The 16,538-nt window shown below is 67.9% G+C and carries 16 protein-coding genes; 15 read left to right on the top strand and 1 reads right to left on the bottom strand.

Annotated elements, in window-relative coordinates:
- Positions 1-55 precede the first annotated feature (55 nt).
- The 4 genes from A5686_RS16290 to A5686_RS16275 all read left to right on the top strand — a co-directional run bounded on the left by A5686_RS16290 (position 56) and on the right by A5686_RS16275 (position 3,646).
- A complete protein-coding gene (locus A5686_RS16290) occupies positions 56-919 on the top strand; it encodes a phosphatidate cytidylyltransferase (protein WP_197520598.1) in 864 nt (287 codons plus the stop codon).
- Between the two features lie 33 nt (positions 920-952).
- On the top strand, positions 953-2,047 hold the full coding sequence (rlmN, locus tag A5686_RS16285) for a 23S rRNA (adenine(2503)-C(2))-methyltransferase RlmN (protein ID WP_067936134.1): 1,095 nt from the start codon (positions 953-955) through the stop codon (positions 2,045-2,047).
- Between the two features lie 227 nt (positions 2,048-2,274).
- Positions 2,275-2,784 (top strand): protein disulfide oxidoreductase, encoded by a 510-nt coding sequence (locus A5686_RS16280; RefSeq protein WP_067936133.1) that lies wholly within the window; start codon positions 2,275-2,277, stop codon positions 2,782-2,784.
- A gap of 1 nt (position 2,785) precedes the next feature.
- A complete protein-coding gene (locus A5686_RS16275; protein ID WP_067936132.1) occupies positions 2,786-3,646 on the top strand; it encodes a cytochrome c biogenesis CcdA family protein in 861 nt (286 codons plus the stop codon).
- Between the two features lie 15 nt (positions 3,647-3,661).
- On the opposite strand, the gene A5686_RS16270 is transcribed toward A5686_RS16275, so the two are convergent.
- The gene (locus tag A5686_RS16270; protein WP_067936130.1) at positions 3,662-3,916 is read right to left on the bottom strand and encodes a DUF2631 domain-containing protein; all 255 of its coding nucleotides are present in this window, start codon (positions 3,914-3,916) and stop codon (positions 3,662-3,664) included.
- Between the two features lie 84 nt (positions 3,917-4,000).
- On the opposite strand from A5686_RS16270, the gene dxr reads away from it, so the two are divergent.
- The 11 genes from dxr to A5686_RS16215 all read left to right on the top strand — a co-directional run bounded on the left by dxr (position 4,001) and on the right by A5686_RS16215 (position 16,537).
- Complete coding sequence (dxr, locus tag A5686_RS16265) at positions 4,001-5,248, top strand: 1-deoxy-D-xylulose-5-phosphate reductoisomerase (RefSeq protein ID WP_067936127.1); 1,248 nt, start codon at positions 4,001-4,003, stop codon at positions 5,246-5,248.
- Between the two features lie 20 nt (positions 5,249-5,268).
- Positions 5,269-6,492, top strand: coding sequence for an RIP metalloprotease (locus A5686_RS16260; protein WP_067936261.1), 1,224 nt, complete (start codon positions 5,269-5,271; stop codon positions 6,490-6,492).
- A 20-nt stretch (positions 6,493-6,512) separates the two neighbouring features.
- Positions 6,513-7,691, top strand: coding sequence for a flavodoxin-dependent (E)-4-hydroxy-3-methylbut-2-enyl-diphosphate synthase (ispG, locus tag A5686_RS16255; protein ID WP_067936124.1), 1,179 nt, complete (start codon positions 6,513-6,515; stop codon positions 7,689-7,691).
- Positions 7,692-7,740: 49 nt separating this feature from the next.
- On the top strand, positions 7,741-8,595 hold the full coding sequence (locus tag A5686_RS16250) for a GNAT family N-acetyltransferase (RefSeq protein ID WP_067936123.1): 855 nt from the start codon (positions 7,741-7,743) through the stop codon (positions 8,593-8,595).
- Between the two features lie 174 nt (positions 8,596-8,769).
- Positions 8,770-10,584, top strand: coding sequence for a penicillin-binding transpeptidase domain-containing protein (locus A5686_RS16245; RefSeq protein WP_067936259.1), 1,815 nt, complete (start codon positions 8,770-8,772; stop codon positions 10,582-10,584).
- 35 nt (positions 10,585-10,619) lie between these two features.
- The gene (locus A5686_RS16240) at positions 10,620-11,204 is read left to right on the top strand and encodes a DUF1707 domain-containing protein (RefSeq protein WP_067936120.1); all 585 of its coding nucleotides are present in this window, start codon (positions 10,620-10,622) and stop codon (positions 11,202-11,204) included.
- Between the two features lie 135 nt (positions 11,205-11,339).
- Complete coding sequence (gene map / locus A5686_RS16235) at positions 11,340-12,197, top strand: type I methionyl aminopeptidase (RefSeq protein ID WP_067936117.1); 858 nt, start codon at positions 11,340-11,342, stop codon at positions 12,195-12,197.
- A gap of 10 nt (positions 12,198-12,207) precedes the next feature.
- Positions 12,208-13,713, top strand: a complete 1,506-nt coding sequence (locus A5686_RS16230) for a cobyric acid synthase (protein WP_067936114.1) — start codon at positions 12,208-12,210, stop codon at positions 13,711-13,713.
- Positions 13,714-13,843: 130 nt separating this feature from the next.
- Positions 13,844-14,395, top strand: a complete 552-nt coding sequence (locus A5686_RS16225; protein WP_067936111.1) for an alpha/beta hydrolase — start codon at positions 13,844-13,846, stop codon at positions 14,393-14,395.
- 20 nt (positions 14,396-14,415) lie between these two features.
- Positions 14,416-15,810 (top strand): glutamine synthetase family protein, encoded by a 1,395-nt coding sequence (locus A5686_RS16220; RefSeq protein WP_067936110.1) that lies wholly within the window; start codon positions 14,416-14,418, stop codon positions 15,808-15,810.
- Positions 15,776-16,537: a gamma-glutamyl-gamma-aminobutyrate hydrolase family protein gene (locus tag A5686_RS16215; RefSeq protein WP_231986390.1), complete on the top strand. Its 762-nt coding sequence runs from the start codon at positions 15,776-15,778 to the stop codon at positions 16,535-16,537. The genes A5686_RS16220 and A5686_RS16215 overlap by 35 nt, the downstream gene beginning before the upstream one ends.
- Position 16,538 lies beyond the last annotated feature (1 nt).

Raw genomic sequence — 16,538 nt, 5'->3', positions numbered from 1 at the left:
AGAACCCGGCTCAGGCGACCCGCCCGGCGATCGGGAGTCCGCCAACAAGGAAACGATCCAGCAGTCGGCCAAGAAGACATCCCGGGCCGGGCGCGACCTGCGCGCCGCCATCGCGGTGGGCGCCGGTATCGGCGGCGTCCTGATCGTGACGCTGGTGTTCGCCCCGCGCTTCTGGGTTCTGATTGTCGCCCTGGCCATCGTCGTGGCCACCCACGAAGTGGTTCGGCGACTGCGCGAAGCCGGCTACGTCATCCCGATCATCCCGTTGTTGGCCGGAGGGCAGCTCACCGTCTGGCTGACCTGGCCGTGCCACGCGGCGGGCGCACTGGCCGGCTTCGGCGTCACCGTGGTGGTCTGCAACGTGTGGCGCTTGTTGATGCAGGACAACAGCAAACGGCCCGAGCCTTTCGACGGCTCGCCGTCGGCTAACTACCTCAGGGACGCCTCGGCAACCGTGTTCCTGGCCGCGTGGGTGCCACTGTTCGCGTCGTTCGGCGTCCTGCTGGTCTATCCGCATGACGGGGCCGGGCGGGTGTTCTGCCTGATGATCACTGTCGTCGCCTCCGACACCGGCGGATATGCCGTGGGGGCGCTCTTCGGTAAGCACCCGATGGTCCCGGCGATCAGCCCCAAGAAATCCTGGGAGGGATTAGCCGGGTCCTTGGTGTTCGGAATCACCGCGGCGACGCTGACGGCGACGTTCCTGGCGGGCAAACCGCCTTGGACCGGCGCTTTGCTGGGCGTTGTCCTGGTGTTGACCAGCACGCTCGGCGATCTGGTGGAATCACAGGTCAAGCGCGATCTCGGTATCAAAGACATGGGCCGGTTGTTGCCCGGCCACGGTGGTCTGATGGATCGGCTCGACGGCGTCCTGCCGTCAGCGGTCGCAGCCTGGACGGTGCTGACACTCGTTCCCTAGGTCGGCCCGAACGTGACCGATACTGGTTAGGTCATGGTTCAACAATTGGTTTTCTCCGAGCCGCGCCCCCGCAGGCCCCCGCGGCACCTGGCCGACCTCGACGAGGACGGTCGCGCGGCCGCCGTCGCGGAGCTGGGCCTGCCGGCGTTTCGCGCCAAACAGTTGGCGCATCAGTACTACGGCCGGCTGATCGCCGATCCGCGGCAGATGACCGACCTTCCGGCGGGATTACGCGACGCCATCGCCGAGACGATGTTCCCCATCCTGCTCACCGCCGCGGCCGACGTGACCTGCGATGCCGGCCAGACGCGAAAGACATTGTGGCGGGCCCCCGATGGAGTCACCGTCGAGTCGGTGCTGATGCGCTATCCACACCGCAACACCGTCTGCATTTCGTCGCAGGCCGGCTGCGGCATGGCCTGTCCGTTCTGCGCGACGGGCCAGGGCGGGTTGACCCGCAACCTCTCGACAGCCGAAATCCTCGAGCAGGTGCGCGCCGGCGCCGCGGCCCTGCGTGACGACTTCGGGGACCGGTTGTCCAACGTCGTGTTCATGGGCATGGGGGAGCCGCTGGCCAACTACGCCCGCGTGGTCGCCGCCGTGCGGCGCATCATCGCTGCGCCGCCGCAGGGATTCGGTATCTCGGCCCGGTCGGTGACGGTGTCCACGGTGGGCCTGGCTCCCGCCATTCGTAAGCTCGCCGACGAACGCCTCGGCGTCACGCTGGCGCTGTCGCTGCACGCACCCGACGACGAACTGCGCGACACCCTGGTGCCGGTCAACAACCGATGGAAAATCAGCGAAGCCCTCGACGCCGCAAGGTATTACGCCGACGTCACCGGGCGGCGGGTGTCGGTGGAGTATGCGTTGATCCGCGACGTCAACGACCAGCCCTGGCGCGCAGACCTTTTGGGGCAGCGGCTGCATCGCGCGCTCGGACCGCTGGTGCACGTGAACCTGATTCCGCTCAACCCCACCCCGGGGAGTGAGTGGGACGCCAGCCCCAAGGCCGTGGAGCGGGAATTCGTCCGGCGGGTGCGCGGCAAAGGGGTTTCTTGCACCGTGCGCGACACTCGCGGCCGCGAAATCAGCGCCGCCTGTGGACAGCTGGCCGCCGAAGGCGGGTAGCTGGAGCGCAGGCGATTCAGCCGGGCCTGTGGACAGCTGGCCGCCGAAGGCGGGTAGCTGGAGCGCAGGCGATTCAGCCGGGCCTGTGGGCAGCTGGCCGCCGAAGGCGGGTAGCTGGAGCGCAGGCGATTCAGCCGGGCCTGTGGACAGCTGGCCGCCGAAGGTGGATGAACCGGACGAGGCGCTGCCCCGTCGACAAGGCATAACTGAAACAAATGAGGTGTGTCATGAGTATTCGCTTGTCAGCCCTGAACACAGCGTTTGCCGCCGTACTGATTGCTGCCACGGTGCTGGCCGGCGTCGGCAACGCCCCACGCGCGCTGGCCGCCGATGACCGGCTGCAATTCACCGGGACGACGCTGAGCGGTGCGCCTTTCAACGGCGCCAGTTTGCAGGGCAAGCCCGCGGTGTTGTGGTTCTGGGCGCCGTTCTGCCCGTTCTGCAATGCCGAAGCGCCGGGCGTCAGCCAGGTGGCGGCCGCCAACCCCGGTGTCACCTTCGTCGGCGTGGCCGGGCGCTCGGACGTCGGCGCGGAGCAGAACTTCGTCTCCAAGTACGGCCTGAACTTCACCAACCTCAACGACGCCGACGGATCCATCTGGGCCCGGTACAACGTCCCGTGGCAGCCCGCCTATGTGTTCTACCGCGCGGACGGCAGCTCCACGTTCGTCAACAACCCGACCTCGGCGATGTCGCAGCAGGAGCTCTCCGATCGGGTCGCCGCGCTGAGGTCCTGAGTTGGTAGACCACGGTCTGGTCGGCCTGGCCTTCGCAGCGGGACTGGTAGCCGCGCTGAACCCGTGCGGGTTCGCCATGCTGCCCGCCTACCTGTTGCTGGTGGTGCGCGGTCAGCGTTCGCAGGCATCGTCCGGCGTTGCTGTCGCCGGTCGGGCGCTGGTGGCGACCATCGGGATGGCGCTGGGCTTCCTGACGGTGTTCGGCGTGTTCGGCGCGCTGACCGTCTCGGCGGCCACGACCGTGCAGCAGTACCTGCCGTACGCCACCGTGGTCGTCGGGGTGGTGCTGATCGGGCTGGGGGCGTGGCTGCTGTCGGGCCGAGCACTGTCGGCCCTGACCCCGCGGTCGCTGGGTCCGCGGTGGGCCCCCACCGCCCGGCTGGGTTCCATGTACGGGTACGGCATCAGCTATGCGATCGCCTCACTGTCGTGCACCATCGGGCCATTTCTGGCCGTTACCGCCGCCGGCCTGCGCGGCGGATCGGTCCTCACCGGGTTGATGATCTACCTCGCCTACAGCGCGGGGCTGACCCTGGTGGTCGGGGTGCTCGCGGCCGCTGCCGCGACGGCGAGTTCGGCGGTGGTGGAGCGGCTGCGGCGAATGCTGCCGTTCGTCAACCGGATCGCCGGCGCGCTGCTGGTGCTGGTCGGGCTGTACGTGGCCTACTACGGTAGCTACGAGGTGCGCCTGTTCGGTGCGAACGGCAACCCGCAGGACGCGGTGATCATTGCGGCCGGACGGCTGCAGGGCGCGGTGGCCGGCTGGGTACAGCAGCACGGGATATGGCCGTGGGTGATCGCCGTGCTCGCGTTGGCGATCGTCGCGATCGGCGGCGCATGGCGGCGCCGAGCGCACCGCTAGGGCAGACGCGCGGGGCTACCTGATCCAGCCGCGGCGGCGGCCCCACAGGTCGCGGATCAGCACCACGAGGGTCAACGTCGCAAACCCGATCAGGAACCAGTTCTCGATGTTGCCGACGTGGTTGCCGCGCAGCATCGCCAGCAGGAAGCCGAACACGAACAGGCCGGTGATGTGCCAGGTGCGGTGGTTGATCCTGCTCCAACCCCACGCTGCCGACGGCACCTCGACGGCGTCGACGCCGGTGAAGTGCTCCACCTCGGTACTGGCCACGGCGAATCCCCTTCGGATCGGATCGGCTTGTCCTGAGAATTCTGGCACACCCCCCGGCGGGCTTGCGGGGCATGGCCGAAGGAGATGGCCCCGGCCGGTGCCGGGCGGCACAATGAATGGGTGACCAACCCGACGACCGACTGGCAAACGCGGGACCGGCTCCGCGTGCTGGTGCTGGGCAGTACGGGCTCCATCGGCACCCAGGCGCTGGACGTCATCGCCGCCAACCCGGACCGCTTCGAAGTGGTCGGCCTTGCCGCCGGAGGCGCCAACCTGGACACGTTGCTGCGGCAGCGCGCCGATACCGGTGTGACCAACATCGCGATCGCTGACGAGAAAGCGGCCCAGCGGGCCGGCGACGTCCCCTTCTCCGGGCCGGAAGCCGCAACCCGGCTGGTCCAGGAGACCGACGCCGACGTCGTCCTCAATGCGCTGGTAGGCGCGTTGGGTCTGCGGCCCACACTTGCCGCGCTGGAGTCGGGCGCCCGGCTGGCGCTGGCCAACAAGGAATCGCTGATCGCCGGCGGTCCGCTGGTGCTCCAGGCCGCCAGGCCGGGACAGATCGTGCCGGTCGACTCCGAGCATTCCGCCCTGGCGCAATGCCTGCGCGGCGGATCCGCCGAGGAAGTCGCCAAGCTGGTGCTGACCGCCTCCGGCGGCCCGTTCCGCGGCTGGACGACCGCCCAACTCGAGGACGTCACCCCGGAACAGGCCGGCGCCCATCCGACGTGGTCGATGGGCCCGATGAATACGCTGAACTCGGCCTCGCTGGTCAACAAGGGGCTGGAGCTCATCGAGACCCACCTGCTGTTCGGTGTTCCCTACGACCGCATCGAGGTGGTCGTGCACCCCCAGTCGATTGTTCATTCGATGGTCACCTTCGTCGACGGTTCGACCCTTGCCCAGGCCAGCCCCCCGGACATGAAGCTGCCGATCTCGCTGGCCCTTGGCTGGCCGCAGCGGGTCCCCGGCGCGGCCGCCAGCTGTGACTTCAGCACGGCGTCTAGCTGGGACTTCGAGCCGCTGGACGACGACGTTTTCCCCGCCGTGGAGCTGGCCCGGCATGCTGGGCAGACCGGTGGCTGCATGACCGCCGTCTACAACGCGGCCAACGAGGAGGCGGCGGAGGCCTTCCTCGCGGGTCGGGTCGGGTTTCCCGCGATTGTCAAAACCATCGCCGACGTGCTGCACGCCGCGGACCAATGGGCCGTTTCACCCGCTAACGTGGATGAGGTACTCGACGCGCAGCGCTGGGCACGTGAGCGGGCGCGACGCGCCATCGCACAATCCCAGCCCGCCGCCGTGTCGGCAAAAGCCCCCGAAGTGGTGTGAGAAAGGTCCTCGCAGCGGAGATGATGTTTGTTATCGGCATTGTGCTGTTCGCACTGGCCATCCTGATCTCGGTGGCCCTGCACGAGTGCGGGCACATGTGGGTCGCACGCGCGACCGGCATGAAGGTGCGGCGCTACTTCGTCGGCTTCGGCCCCACCCTGTGGTCGACGCGGCGCGGTGAAACCGAGTACGGCATCAAAGCGGTTCCGCTGGGCGGCTTCTGCGACATCGCCGGCATGACCTCGGTCGAGGAGTTGGCTCCCGACGAGGCCGACCGCGCCATGTTCAAGCAGGCGGCGTGGAAGCGGGTGGCGGTGCTGTTCGCCGGTCCCGCCGCGAACTTCATCATCTGCCTCGTGCTGCTCTACGGCATCGCACTGATCTGGGGCCTGCCGAACCTGCATCCGCCGACTCGGGCGGTCGTCGGCGAAACCGCCTGCGTGGCACCGGAAGTTGCGCCGGGCAAGATCGGGGACTGCACCGGACCCGGTCCGGCGGCGCTCGCGGGAATTCGGCCCGGCGACGTCATCGTCAAGGTCGGCGACACCCCGGTGTCGACATTCGAGGACATGGCTGCCGCCATCCGCAAGGTGCGCGGCAACATCCCGATCGTCGCCGAGCGCAACGGCACCACGATCACCACTTACGTCGATGTCGCACCCACCCAGCGCTACCTGGCATCCGGGTCCAACGCGCAGGGCGGTCAGCAGCAACCCTCGACAGTCGGCGCCATCGGCGTCGGCGCGGTCAAGGTCGGGCCCACGCACTATGGACCACTCACGGCGATCCCGGCCACCATCGGCTTCACCGGTGACCTCACCGGCGAGGTCGGCAAGGCGCTCGTCGCGATCCCTACGAAGGTCGGTGCGCTGGTGCACGCCATCGGCGGCGGTCAGCGCGACCCGGAGACGCCTATGAGCGTCGTCGGGGCCAGCATCGTCGGCGGCGACACCGTCGACCACGGGTTGTGGGTGGCGTTCTGGTTCTTCCTGGCCCAGCTGAACCTCATTTTGGGCGCGATCAACCTGGTGCCGCTGCTGCCGTTTGACGGCGGCCACATCGCCATCGCGGTATTCGAGAAGATCCGCAACCTGATTCGGTCGGCACGTGGCATGGTCGCAGCCGCGCCGGTGAACTACCTCAAACTCATGCCCGCGACGTACGTCGTGCTGGTGTTCGTGGTCGGCTACATGCTGCTGACCGTGACCGCCGATCTGGTCAATCCGATCAGGCTCTTCCAATAACGAGACCGAAGGAATCAACAGTGACCATTGGCCTGGGCATGCCGCAGACGCCGGCGCCCACGCTCGCTCCCCGGCGTACCACGCGCCAATTGATGGTCCGCGACGTCGGGGTCGGCAGCGACTATCCGATCTCGGTGCAGTCGATGTGCACCACCAAGACGCATGACGTCAACACGACGCTGCAGCAGATCGCCGAACTGACCGCGGCCGGCTGCGACATAGTCCGGGTGGCCTGCCCGCGTCAGGAGGATGCCGACGCGCTGGCCGAGATCGCCCGGCACAGCCAGATCCCGGTCATCGCCGACATCCACTTCCAGCCCAAGTACATCTTCGCCGCCATCGACGCGGGGTGCGCCGCGGTGCGGGTAAACCCGGGCAACATCAAGGAATTCGACGGCCGCGTGGGCGAGGTCGCCAAGGCTGCCGGTGCGGCCGGCATCCCGATCCGCATCGGCGTCAACGCGGGCTCGCTGGACAAGCGGTTCATGGAGAAGTACGGCAAGGCCACCCCTGAGGCGCTGGTCGAGTCGGCGCTGTGGGAGGCCTCGCTGTTCGAGGAGCACGGCTTCGGCAACATCAAGATCAGCGTCAAGCACAACGACCCGGTGGTGATGGTCGCCGCATACGAGCAGCTGGCAGAACAATGCGACTACCCGCTGCACCTCGGGGTCACCGAGGCCGGCCCCGCCTTCCAGGGCACCATCAAGTCCGCGGTCGCTTTCGGCGCACTGCTGTCGCGCGGCATCGGCGACACCATCCGGGTATCGCTGTCGGCGCCGCCGGTCGAGGAAGTCAAGGTCGGCATCCAGATCCTCGAGTCGCTGAACCTGCGGCCGCGCGGGCTCGAGATCGTGTCGTGCCCCTCGTGTGGACGCGCGCAGGTCGATGTCTACACCCTGGCCAACGCGGTCAGTGCCGGCCTGGACGGTCTGGACGTGCCGCTACGCGTCGCCGTGATGGGGTGCGTCGTCAACGGTCCAGGGGAGGCCCGCGAGGCCGACCTTGGCGTCGCGTCGGGAAATGGCAAGGGTCAGATTTTCGTGCGCGGCGAAGTGATCAAGACCGTGCCTGAATCCCAGATCGTCGAGACCCTGATCGAGGAGGCAATGCGGATCGCCGCCGAAATGGATACCGAGGCGGACATCGACCGCGGACCGGAAGCAACATCGAGCGGTTCGCCTGTTGTCACCGTAAGCTGATAACGCCAGCGCCCGGTCGAAGAGTTCGCACCACAAGAGAGTTCGCCATATGTCGGCTCCGCCCCTGTTCCGCCTTGTCGGTGAGCGACGGGTGTCCGTGGTGCGCGACGCGGCCGCCGTCTGGCGGGTGCTCGACGACGATCCCGTCGCGTCATGCATGGTCGCGGCCCGAGTGGCCGACCACGGCATCGACCCCAATTCGATCGGCGGCGAATTGTGGACGCTGCGCGGTGCCAACGAATCGCTGTGCTTCGCCGGGGCCAATCTGATCCCGCTGCGCGGCGCGCCGGCCGATCTGAGCGCCTTCGCCGACGAGGCCATGCGCGGGACGCGACGCTGCTCGTCGCTGGTCGGCAGGGCCGAGCTGGTGATGCCCATGTGGGAGCGGCTCGAGGCGGCCTGGGGCCCGGCCCGTGACGTGCGCGACCACCAGCCGCTGCTGGCGTTGTCCACTCACCCCGGCTGCGATCTCGACCCCGGCGTGCGACAGGTCCGGCCCGAAGAGCTGGACGCCTACCTGGTGGCCGCCGTCGACATGTTCATCGGAGAAGTGGGCGTCGATCCGCGGCTCGGCGACGGCGGCCGCGGCTACCGACGGCGGGTGGCCAGCCTGATCACGGCCGGACGCGCCTGGGCGCGGTTCGAGCACGGCCAGGTCGTGTTCAAGGCCGAGGTCGGCTCGCAGTCTCCGGGCGTGGGCCAGATCCAGGGGGTGTGGGTGCACCCGGAGTGGCGCGGGATCGGCCTGGGCACCGCCGGCACCGCGACGGTCGCCGCGGTGATCGTCGGCACCGGACGGACCGCCAGCCTGTACGTCAACGACTTCAACACGGTGGCGCGTGCCGCGTACGCCCGTGTGGGTTTCACCGAGATAGGCACCTTCGCGACGGTGCTGCTCGACTAGTCTCCGCCTTCGGATCACCACTTCCGAGCGAGTGTGCGGGTGGCCGCACGCTCGGCACCGAATGTGCGGGTGGCCGCACATTCGCCAAGTAGCACGCTCTCGATTCACGCATAACGGTCCGGTCTCGGTGTGTCGGCGGTGCTGTTCTGGCCGCAGTTCTTAACATTTGCACCGATGGCAACTAGAACAACAATAGCCTCATCCGTATCAGGTTTGCTGCTGGTCGCAGTGATCGTTCTGTCCGGTTGCACTCCCCGGCCCGACGGCCCGGGCCCGGCGGCGGAGAAATTCTTCCGCGCCCTGGCCATCGGCGACACCGCGACCGCCGCGCAGCTCAGCGACAGCCCCAACGACGCCCGCGAGGCGCTCAACGCGGCCTGGTCCGGCCTGCAGGCTTCCCATCTCGACGCTCAGGTCCTCAACGCCAAGTACGCCGAGGACAGCGGCACCGTCGGCTACCGCTTCACGTGGCACCTGCCCAAGAACCGGACCTGGACCTACGACGGCCAGCTGAAGATGGCGCGCGACGAGGGGCACTGGGCGGTCCGGTGGACCAGCGCCGCGCTGCACGAAAAGCTGGGCGAGCACCAGACGTTCGCGTTGCGCGCCGACCGGCCGCACCGCGCGTCGGTGAATGAGCTCGGTGGCAGCGACGTGCTGGTGCCGGGCTACCTGTACCACTACACGCTGGACGCCGCCCAGGCCGGACCGGCCCTTTCCGGCACTGCACACGCGATCGTCGACGTGCTGCACCCTTTCAACGGGACCCTCAACGATCCGCAGCTGCTCGCCGAGCAAGCCAGCTCGACGCCCCACCCGGTGGACCTGGAAGTGACGCTGCAGCCCGACGACAACGACAAGGTGTTCCCCCTACTCGGGCACCTGCCCGGCGTTGTGGTCACTCCCCAGCCCGAAATGCTGCCCACCGACCCCCATTTCGCGCCGGCGGTCATCGCCGCGGTGAAGAAGGCGGTGGTCGACCAACTCGACGGCGAGGCGGGCTGGCGGGTGGTGAGCGTCAATCAGAACGGTGTCGAGGTCGAGGTGCTGCACGAGGTCCAAGGGTCGCCGGCGCCGTCGGTGTCGATCACCCTGGACCGGGTGGTACAGAACGCCGCCCAGCGCGCCGTCGACAACAAGGGCGGCAAGGCGATGATCGTCGTGATCAAGCCGTCGACCGGAGAGATCCTCGCGATCGCACAGAATGGCGGCGCTGACGCGGACGGTTTGCCCGCCGCCAACGGCCTGTTTCCGCCGGGGTCGACGTTCAAGATGATCACCGCGGGCGCGGCCGTCGACCGCGACATGGCCACCCCCAACACCATGCTGGGCTGCCCGGGCCGCCTCGACATCGGGCACCGCACCATCCCCAACTACGGCGGTTTCGATCTCGGTGTGGTGCCGATGTCGCGCGCGTTCGCGAGTTCGTGCAACACCACCTTCGCCGAGCTCAGCAGCAAGATGCCGCCGCGCGGCCTGTCGCAGGCGGCCACCCGCTACGGCATTGGACTGGACTATCAGGTCGACGGCATCACGACGGTGACCGGGTCGGTGCCACCGACGGTGGACCTGGCCGAACGCACGGAGGACGGTTTCGGCCAGGGCAAGGTCCTGGCCAGCCCGTTCGGTATGGCCCTGGTGGCGGCGACGGTCGCCGCCGGCAAGACGCCCGTCCCGCAGCTGATCGTGGGCCGCCAGACGGCGGTTCAGGGCGACACCACGCCTATCAGCCCGAAGATGATCGATGCGCTCCGCCCGATGATGCGTCTGGTGGTGACCAACGGCACCGCCAAGGAGATCGCCGGCTGCGGCGAGATCTATGGAAAAACCGGTGAGGCCGAGTTCCCGGGCGGATCGCATTCCTGGTTCGCCGGCTACCGCGGCGATCTGGCCTTCGCCTCGCTGATCGTGGGGGGCGGCAGCTCCGAGTGGGCGGTTCGGATGACCAAGTTCATGTTCGAAGCGCTGCCGCCGAACTTCTTGGCCTAGCGGTCCCCGTGCCGCTTCAGCGGTAAATTGCGAACATGACCGATACCGGTGGCGACATGGTGGCGTTGCGCGTCTCCGACGCCGACCGCAACGGCACGATGCGGCGACTGCACAACGCGGTCGCGCTGGGGCTGATCGATATCGACGAGTTCGAGCAGCGCTCGTCGCAGGTGTCTTACGCGCGCACACGCGGCGAACTGGACGGCTTGGTCGGTGATCTGCCCGGACCGGGCGCCATCGTCACCTCCGCGGCCGACCGGGTGGAACTGCGCGGCTGGGCCGGTTCGCTGAAGCGCCACGGTGAATGGACGGTGCCCACCCGACTGGCCCTGGTCCGCCGGCTGGGCTCGGTGGCACTCGACCTCACCAAGGCCCGGTTCGCGGGGCCGGTGGTGGTCATCGAACTCGACATGAGATTCGGCTCGGTGGAGGTTCGATTGCCGGACGGGGCGAGCGCGTCCATCGATGACGTCGAGGTGTACGTCGGCAGCGCCAGCGACCGGCGCAAAGACCCGCCCGGTGAGGGCCGGCCGCACGTGGTGCTGACCGGGCGGGTGGTGTGCGGCTCGGTGATCATCCGGGGACCGCGCCGCTCGCTGCTGCGCCGCCAGCGGCTCTAATCGCCGGCCCGCCCTCGTCGAGTGTGCGTTGAGGGCGGGGAAACCCGAGAATTCCCGCCGTGACGACACACTGAACGCCGTCGATGCGCACTCGACGCACGGTCGGGTCGCGCGGCCTGCGATTAAGCTGGCGCCATGCCCGCTCGCACCGCACTCGCTCCCGGAGAGTTGTCCCCGACTCTGCCGGTGCCCAGCCGCATCCCGCGCCCGGAATACGTCGGCAAGTCCACGGCCCAAGAGGGCAGCGAGCCGTGGGTGCAGACCCCCGAGGTGATCGAGAAGATGCGCGTCGCCGGCCGGATCGCGGCCGGCGCGCTGGTGGAGGCGGGCAAAGCCGTCGCGCCCGGGGTGACCACCGACGAGCTGGACCGCATCGCCCACGAGTACATGGTCGACCACGACGCTTACCCGTCGACGCTGGGTTACAAGGGCTACCCGAAGTCGTGCTGCACGTCGCTCAACGAGGTCATCTGCCACGGGATCCCCGACTCGACCGTGATCGAAGACGGCGACATCGTGAACATCGATGTCACGGCCTACATCGACGGGGTGCACGGCGACACCAACGCGACCTTTTTGGCCGGCGACGTCTCCGAGGAACACCGGCTGCTGGTGGAGCGCACCCGCGAGGCGACGATGCGCGCCATCAACGCCGTCAAGCCCGGTCGTGCGCTCTCGGTCGTCGGCCGCGTGATCGAGTCGTATGCAAACCGGTTTGGCTACAACGTTGTTCGTGACTTCACCGGGCATGGCATCGGTACCACATTCCACAATGGCTTGGTCGTCCTGCACTACGACCAGCCGTCGGTGTCCACCATCATCCAACCGGGGATGACGTTCACCATCGAACCGATGATCAACCTCGGCGGTCTGGACTACGAGATCTGGGACGACGGCTGGACGGTGGTCACCAGGGACCGCAAGTGGACCGCGCAGTTCGAACACACGCTGCTGGTCACCGACACCGGCGCCGAAATCCTCACCTTGCCATGACGTTTGCCGGATGACCGGAGCGTTGCTGGTCGCGGGCACCAGCTCCGACGCCGGGAAATCGGTGGTGGTGGCGGGCCTGTGCAGGTTGTTGGCCCGCCGCGGGGTCCGCGTCGCCCCGTTCAAGGCACAGAACATGTCCAACAACTCGGTGGTGACGGTTGAAGGCGGTGAAATCGGGCGCGCCCAGGCGATCCAGGCGCGCGCGGCGGGCCTGGAACCCAGTGTGCGATTCAACCCGATCCTGCTCAAGCCGGGCAGTGACCGCACCTCGCAGTTGGTGATCAAGGGTCGGGCCGCCGACTCGGTCAGCGCGGAAAGCTATGTGCAGCAACGTGACCGGCTGGCATCCATCGTATTTGAGGAAGTGAGTTGTCTGCGCGCGGAATTTGACGCGGTGATCTGCGAGGGCGCCGGTTCGCCGGCCGAGATAAATCTGCGCGCCACCGATTTGGCCAACATGGGGCTGGCCCGCGCCGCGAATTTACCGGTGCTCCTGGTCGGGGACATCGACCGGGGCGGCCTGCTGGCGCACCTGTTCGGGACGGTCGCGGTGCTCGAGCGCGACGACCAGGCACTGATCGCCGGCTTCATCGTCAACAAGTTTCGCGGTGACCCCGCGCTGCTCGAACCCGGGTTGCGCCAGCTGCACGACATGACGGGCCGCCCCACCTACGGGGTGCTGCCGTACGCCGACGAGTTGTGGCTGGACGCCGAGGACTCGCTGTCGGCAGTCGCGCACCGCGTGATCGGCACGCCGACGCCCCCGCGCGGTGATCAGTGGCTGCGGGTGGCCGCCATTCGGCTGCCCCGGATTTCCAACTCCACTGACGTCGAGGCGCTGGCCTGCGAACCGGGGGTGCTGGTTCGCTGGGTCACCGACCCCGCCGACCTCACCGACACCGACCTGATCGTCATCCCCGGCAGCAAAGCCACCGTCACCGACCTGTCTTGGCTGCGCGATCACGGGCTGGCCGACGCGATCACCACGCATGCTCGTGCCGGCAAGCCAGTGCTGGGAATCTGTGGTGGATTTCAGATGCTGTGCGACCGTTTAGACGATCCGGTGGAATCCGGGATCGTGGGCGTACCCGGGCTTGGGCTGCTGGACGTCGACATCACCTTCGATCCCGACAAGACCTTGCGTCGCTGGCAGCAACCGCTCACCGGCTACGAGATCCATCACGGGCGGGTCGCCCGCTGCGGGGAACAGAGTTGGTTCGCATCCGAAGCGGATCCGCACCCGCAGGGGGTGGTGCGCGGCGCGGTCTTTGGGACCCATTGGCACGGCTTGCTCGACAACGATGATTTCCGGCGCGTGTGGCTCGATCGGGTCGCCGACGCCGCCGGCCGCGCCGGCTTCGAGGTCGCCGATGTCAACGTCGCCGCGCGCCGCGACGCCCAGCTCGACCTCGCCGCCGATCTGCTGGAGTCCCATCTCGACATCGACGGTATTCTCAGCTTGCTTGACGGTCCGCCGCCACGACGGCCGCATCTCGTAAGTGGGTTGCGGCCGTAGGTCATTCGCCATCAAGGCGGCGCAAATGCCGCGGTTTACGGCGCGGTCAAAAAGCTGGGTCCGCGCATCAAAATGCCCAGAATCATCGCGTTCGTATGCCGTTTGGCTGTAGCGTGCTGGGGTGTCCTCGATGATGACCACCTTGGACGGTTTCCCCGTGCCGGTGGTTATAGCCGGCCCGGAGACCGGCGTCGTCGTCGTCATATTGGGCGACGAGGACCGTATCCCGGCGGCCTACGACGCCGTTTGCGAACGCTTGCACACCGCGTCGCTTCGGACGGTCGTGATCGGCTTCGATCACCGCCTGACTCCCAAGTCGGTGATCGGCATCCTCGACGCGCTGGGCATCGGGTGGGCCGTGGTGATGGGGGACCGCGCCGGAGGAGAACTGGCGTGGGAACTGACGGCAACCCGGCTGGGCCGTTTCGTCGGACTGGTGGTGATCGATCGCGGCCATCCCCAGGCCACCGCTTACGAAGGCGCCTTCACCGACGGACATTGCCCGCCCGTCGAGGTCGGCACGACGGTGTTGGTCAGCTCGCCGGCCGCGCGGGCCGTGGCACAGGCCAGCCAGCGCTACGTCTACGCCGAATACCGCGTGGTGCAGCTGGGTCGGCGCAGCGTGCAGGAGTCGACGGCGCAACTGGCCGCTGAGATCATTTTGCGCGCCAGTACCTGGTAGCGCCTGGTTGACTGACGGTCATGGCCAGTGAAGAAAGTGCTGTGACCGAACCGAATGCCGCGATGTTGTCATTGACCGCGCTCGAACGACTGGCCGGCACCGGCGAGGTGGACACGGTCATCGTGGCGTTCGCCGACATGCAAGGCCGGCTGGTCGGGAAGCGGATCGACGCGCGGCGGTTCGTCGACGACGTGGCCGCACACGGCGCCGAGTGTTGCGGCTACCTGCTCGCCGTCGACGTCGACATGAACACCGTCGGCGGTTATGCGATCTCGAGTTGGGACACCGGTTACGGCGATACGGTGATGACGCCCGACCTGTCCACCCTGCGGCGCATCCCATGGCTGCCAGGGACGGCGTTGGTGATCGCCGACGTGGGCTGGCCCGACGGCAGCCCCGTGACCGTGTCGCCGCGGGCGATTTTGCGACGCCAGCTTGGCCGGCTGGCCGAACGCGGCCTGGCCGCCGACGTCGCCACCGAGCTCGAATTCATCGTGTTCGACGAGCCCTACCGGCAAGCATGGGCCAACGGATACCGGGGGTTGACCCCGGCCAGCGACTACAACATCGACTACGCGATCTCGGCCTCGTCGCGCATGGAGCCGCTCTTGCGCGCCATCCGCCAGGGAATGATCGGCGCCGGTCTGCAATTCGAGGCCGTCAAGGGCGAATGCAATAAGGGGCAGCAGGAAATCGGTTTCCGGTACGCCGACGCTTTGGTCACCTGTGACAACCACGTCATCTATAAGAACGGTGCCAAGGAGATCGCCGACCAGCACGGCAAGAGCCTGACGTTCATGGCCAAATACGATGAGCGAGAGGGGAACAGCTGTCACATTCATCTATCGCTGCGCGATCCGCAGGGCGGCGCGGTGTTCGCCGGTCCCAGCCGGCCGCACGGCATGTCATCGGCGTTCTGTGGGTTTCTGGCCGGCCTGCTGGCCACCTTGAGCGACCTAACCCTGTTCTACGCGCCGAACATCAACTCCTACAAGCGATTCGCCGAGGGCAGCTTCGCGCCCACCGCGCTGGCGTGGGGACTGGACAATCGCACCTGCGCGCTGCGGGTGGTCGGTCACGGGCCCAACACCAGGCTCGAGTGCCGGGTGCCGGGCGGCGACGTCAACCCGTATCTGGCAGTGGCGGCGATCGTCGCCGGCGGGCTGTACGGTATCGAACGGGGTCTGGAGCTGCCGGATCCCTGCGCGGGAAACGCCTACCAAACCCCGGGCGTCGAGCGGCTGCCCGCCACGCTCGCCGAGGCGGCCTCGGTGTTCGAGCACTCGACGCTGGCTCGAGACGTGTTCGGCGACGACGTTGTCGCCCACTACCTCAACAACGCCCGAGTGGAGTTGGCGGCGTTCAACGCGGTGGTTACCGATTGGGAGAGGATGCGTGGGTTTGAACGCCTCTAGATCGCCGCGCCCGGTGGTCGGCCTGACGACGTATCTGGAGCAGGTGCAGACCGGAATCTGGGATATTCGCGCCGGATTCCTGCCGGCCGACTACTTCGAAGGCGTCATCCGGGCCGGCGGGATTGCGGTGTTGCTGCCGCCGCAGCCGGTGGTCGCCGAGATCATCGAATCGGTACTGGACGGCCTGCATGCGCTGGTGATCACCGGAGGGTATGACCTGGACCCCGCCAGCTACGGCCAGCAACCGCACCCCACCACCGACCCGCCCCGCACCGACCGCGACGCGTGGGAGTTCGCGCTGTTGCGGGGTGCGCTGCGGCGTGGCCTGCCGGTGCTGGGCGTCTGCCGCGGCGCACAGGTGCTCAATGTCGCGCTCGGCGGCACCCTGCACCAGCACCTGCCCGACGTGCTCGGGCACAGTGGGCATCGCGCGGGCAATGGGGTGTTCACCAGGCTGCCGGTGCGCACCGTGGCGGGCACCCGGCTGGCCGCGTTGATCGGAGAATCCGTCGATGCGCCGAGCTATCACCATCAGGCCGTCGACAGCGTGGGGGAGGGCCTGATGGTCAGCGCGCGGGACGCCGACGGTGTCGTCGAGGCACTGGAGCTGCCCGGCGAGCGTTTCGTCCTTGCGGTGCAATGGCATCCGGAACAGTCGCTGGAAGACCTGCGGTTGTTTGCCGCGATCGTGGACGCTGCCCGGTCGTATGCGGGACGCGTGAGCTGAG

Origin of the sequence: Mycobacterium sp. E2479, from assembly GCF_001667925.1 — a bacterium.
Taxonomy (GTDB): domain Bacteria; phylum Actinomycetota; class Actinomycetes; order Mycobacteriales; family Mycobacteriaceae; genus Mycobacterium.
This window is presented reverse-complemented; position numbering and strand designations above follow the sequence as displayed.

Coding starts and splice junctions, on each gene's coding strand:
- rlmN (WP_067936134.1), top strand. CDS start 953: ATGGTTCAACAATTGGTTTTCTCCGAGCCGCGCCCCCGCAGGCCCCCG.
- A5686_RS16245 (WP_067936259.1), top strand. CDS start 8,770: ATGGCAACTAGAACAACAATAGCCTCATCCGTATCAGGTTTGCTGCTG.
- A5686_RS16240 (WP_067936120.1), top strand. CDS start 10,620: ATGACCGATACCGGTGGCGACATGGTGGCGTTGCGCGTCTCCGACGCC.
- A5686_RS16220 (WP_067936110.1), top strand. CDS start 14,416: ATGGCCAGTGAAGAAAGTGCTGTGACCGAACCGAATGCCGCGATGTTG.
- map (WP_067936117.1), top strand. CDS start 11,340: ATGCCCGCTCGCACCGCACTCGCTCCCGGAGAGTTGTCCCCGACTCTG.
- A5686_RS16280 (WP_067936133.1), top strand. CDS start 2,275: ATGAGTATTCGCTTGTCAGCCCTGAACACAGCGTTTGCCGCCGTACTG.
- A5686_RS16250 (WP_067936123.1), top strand. CDS start 7,741: ATGTCGGCTCCGCCCCTGTTCCGCCTTGTCGGTGAGCGACGGGTGTCC.
- A5686_RS16225 (WP_067936111.1), top strand. CDS start 13,844: ATGATGACCACCTTGGACGGTTTCCCCGTGCCGGTGGTTATAGCCGGC.
- dxr (WP_067936127.1), top strand. CDS start 4,001: ATGGCCCCGGCCGGTGCCGGGCGGCACAATGAATGGGTGACCAACCCG.
- A5686_RS16260 (WP_067936261.1), top strand. CDS start 5,269: ATGATGTTTGTTATCGGCATTGTGCTGTTCGCACTGGCCATCCTGATC.
- A5686_RS16230 (WP_067936114.1), top strand. CDS start 12,208: ATGACCGGAGCGTTGCTGGTCGCGGGCACCAGCTCCGACGCCGGGAAA.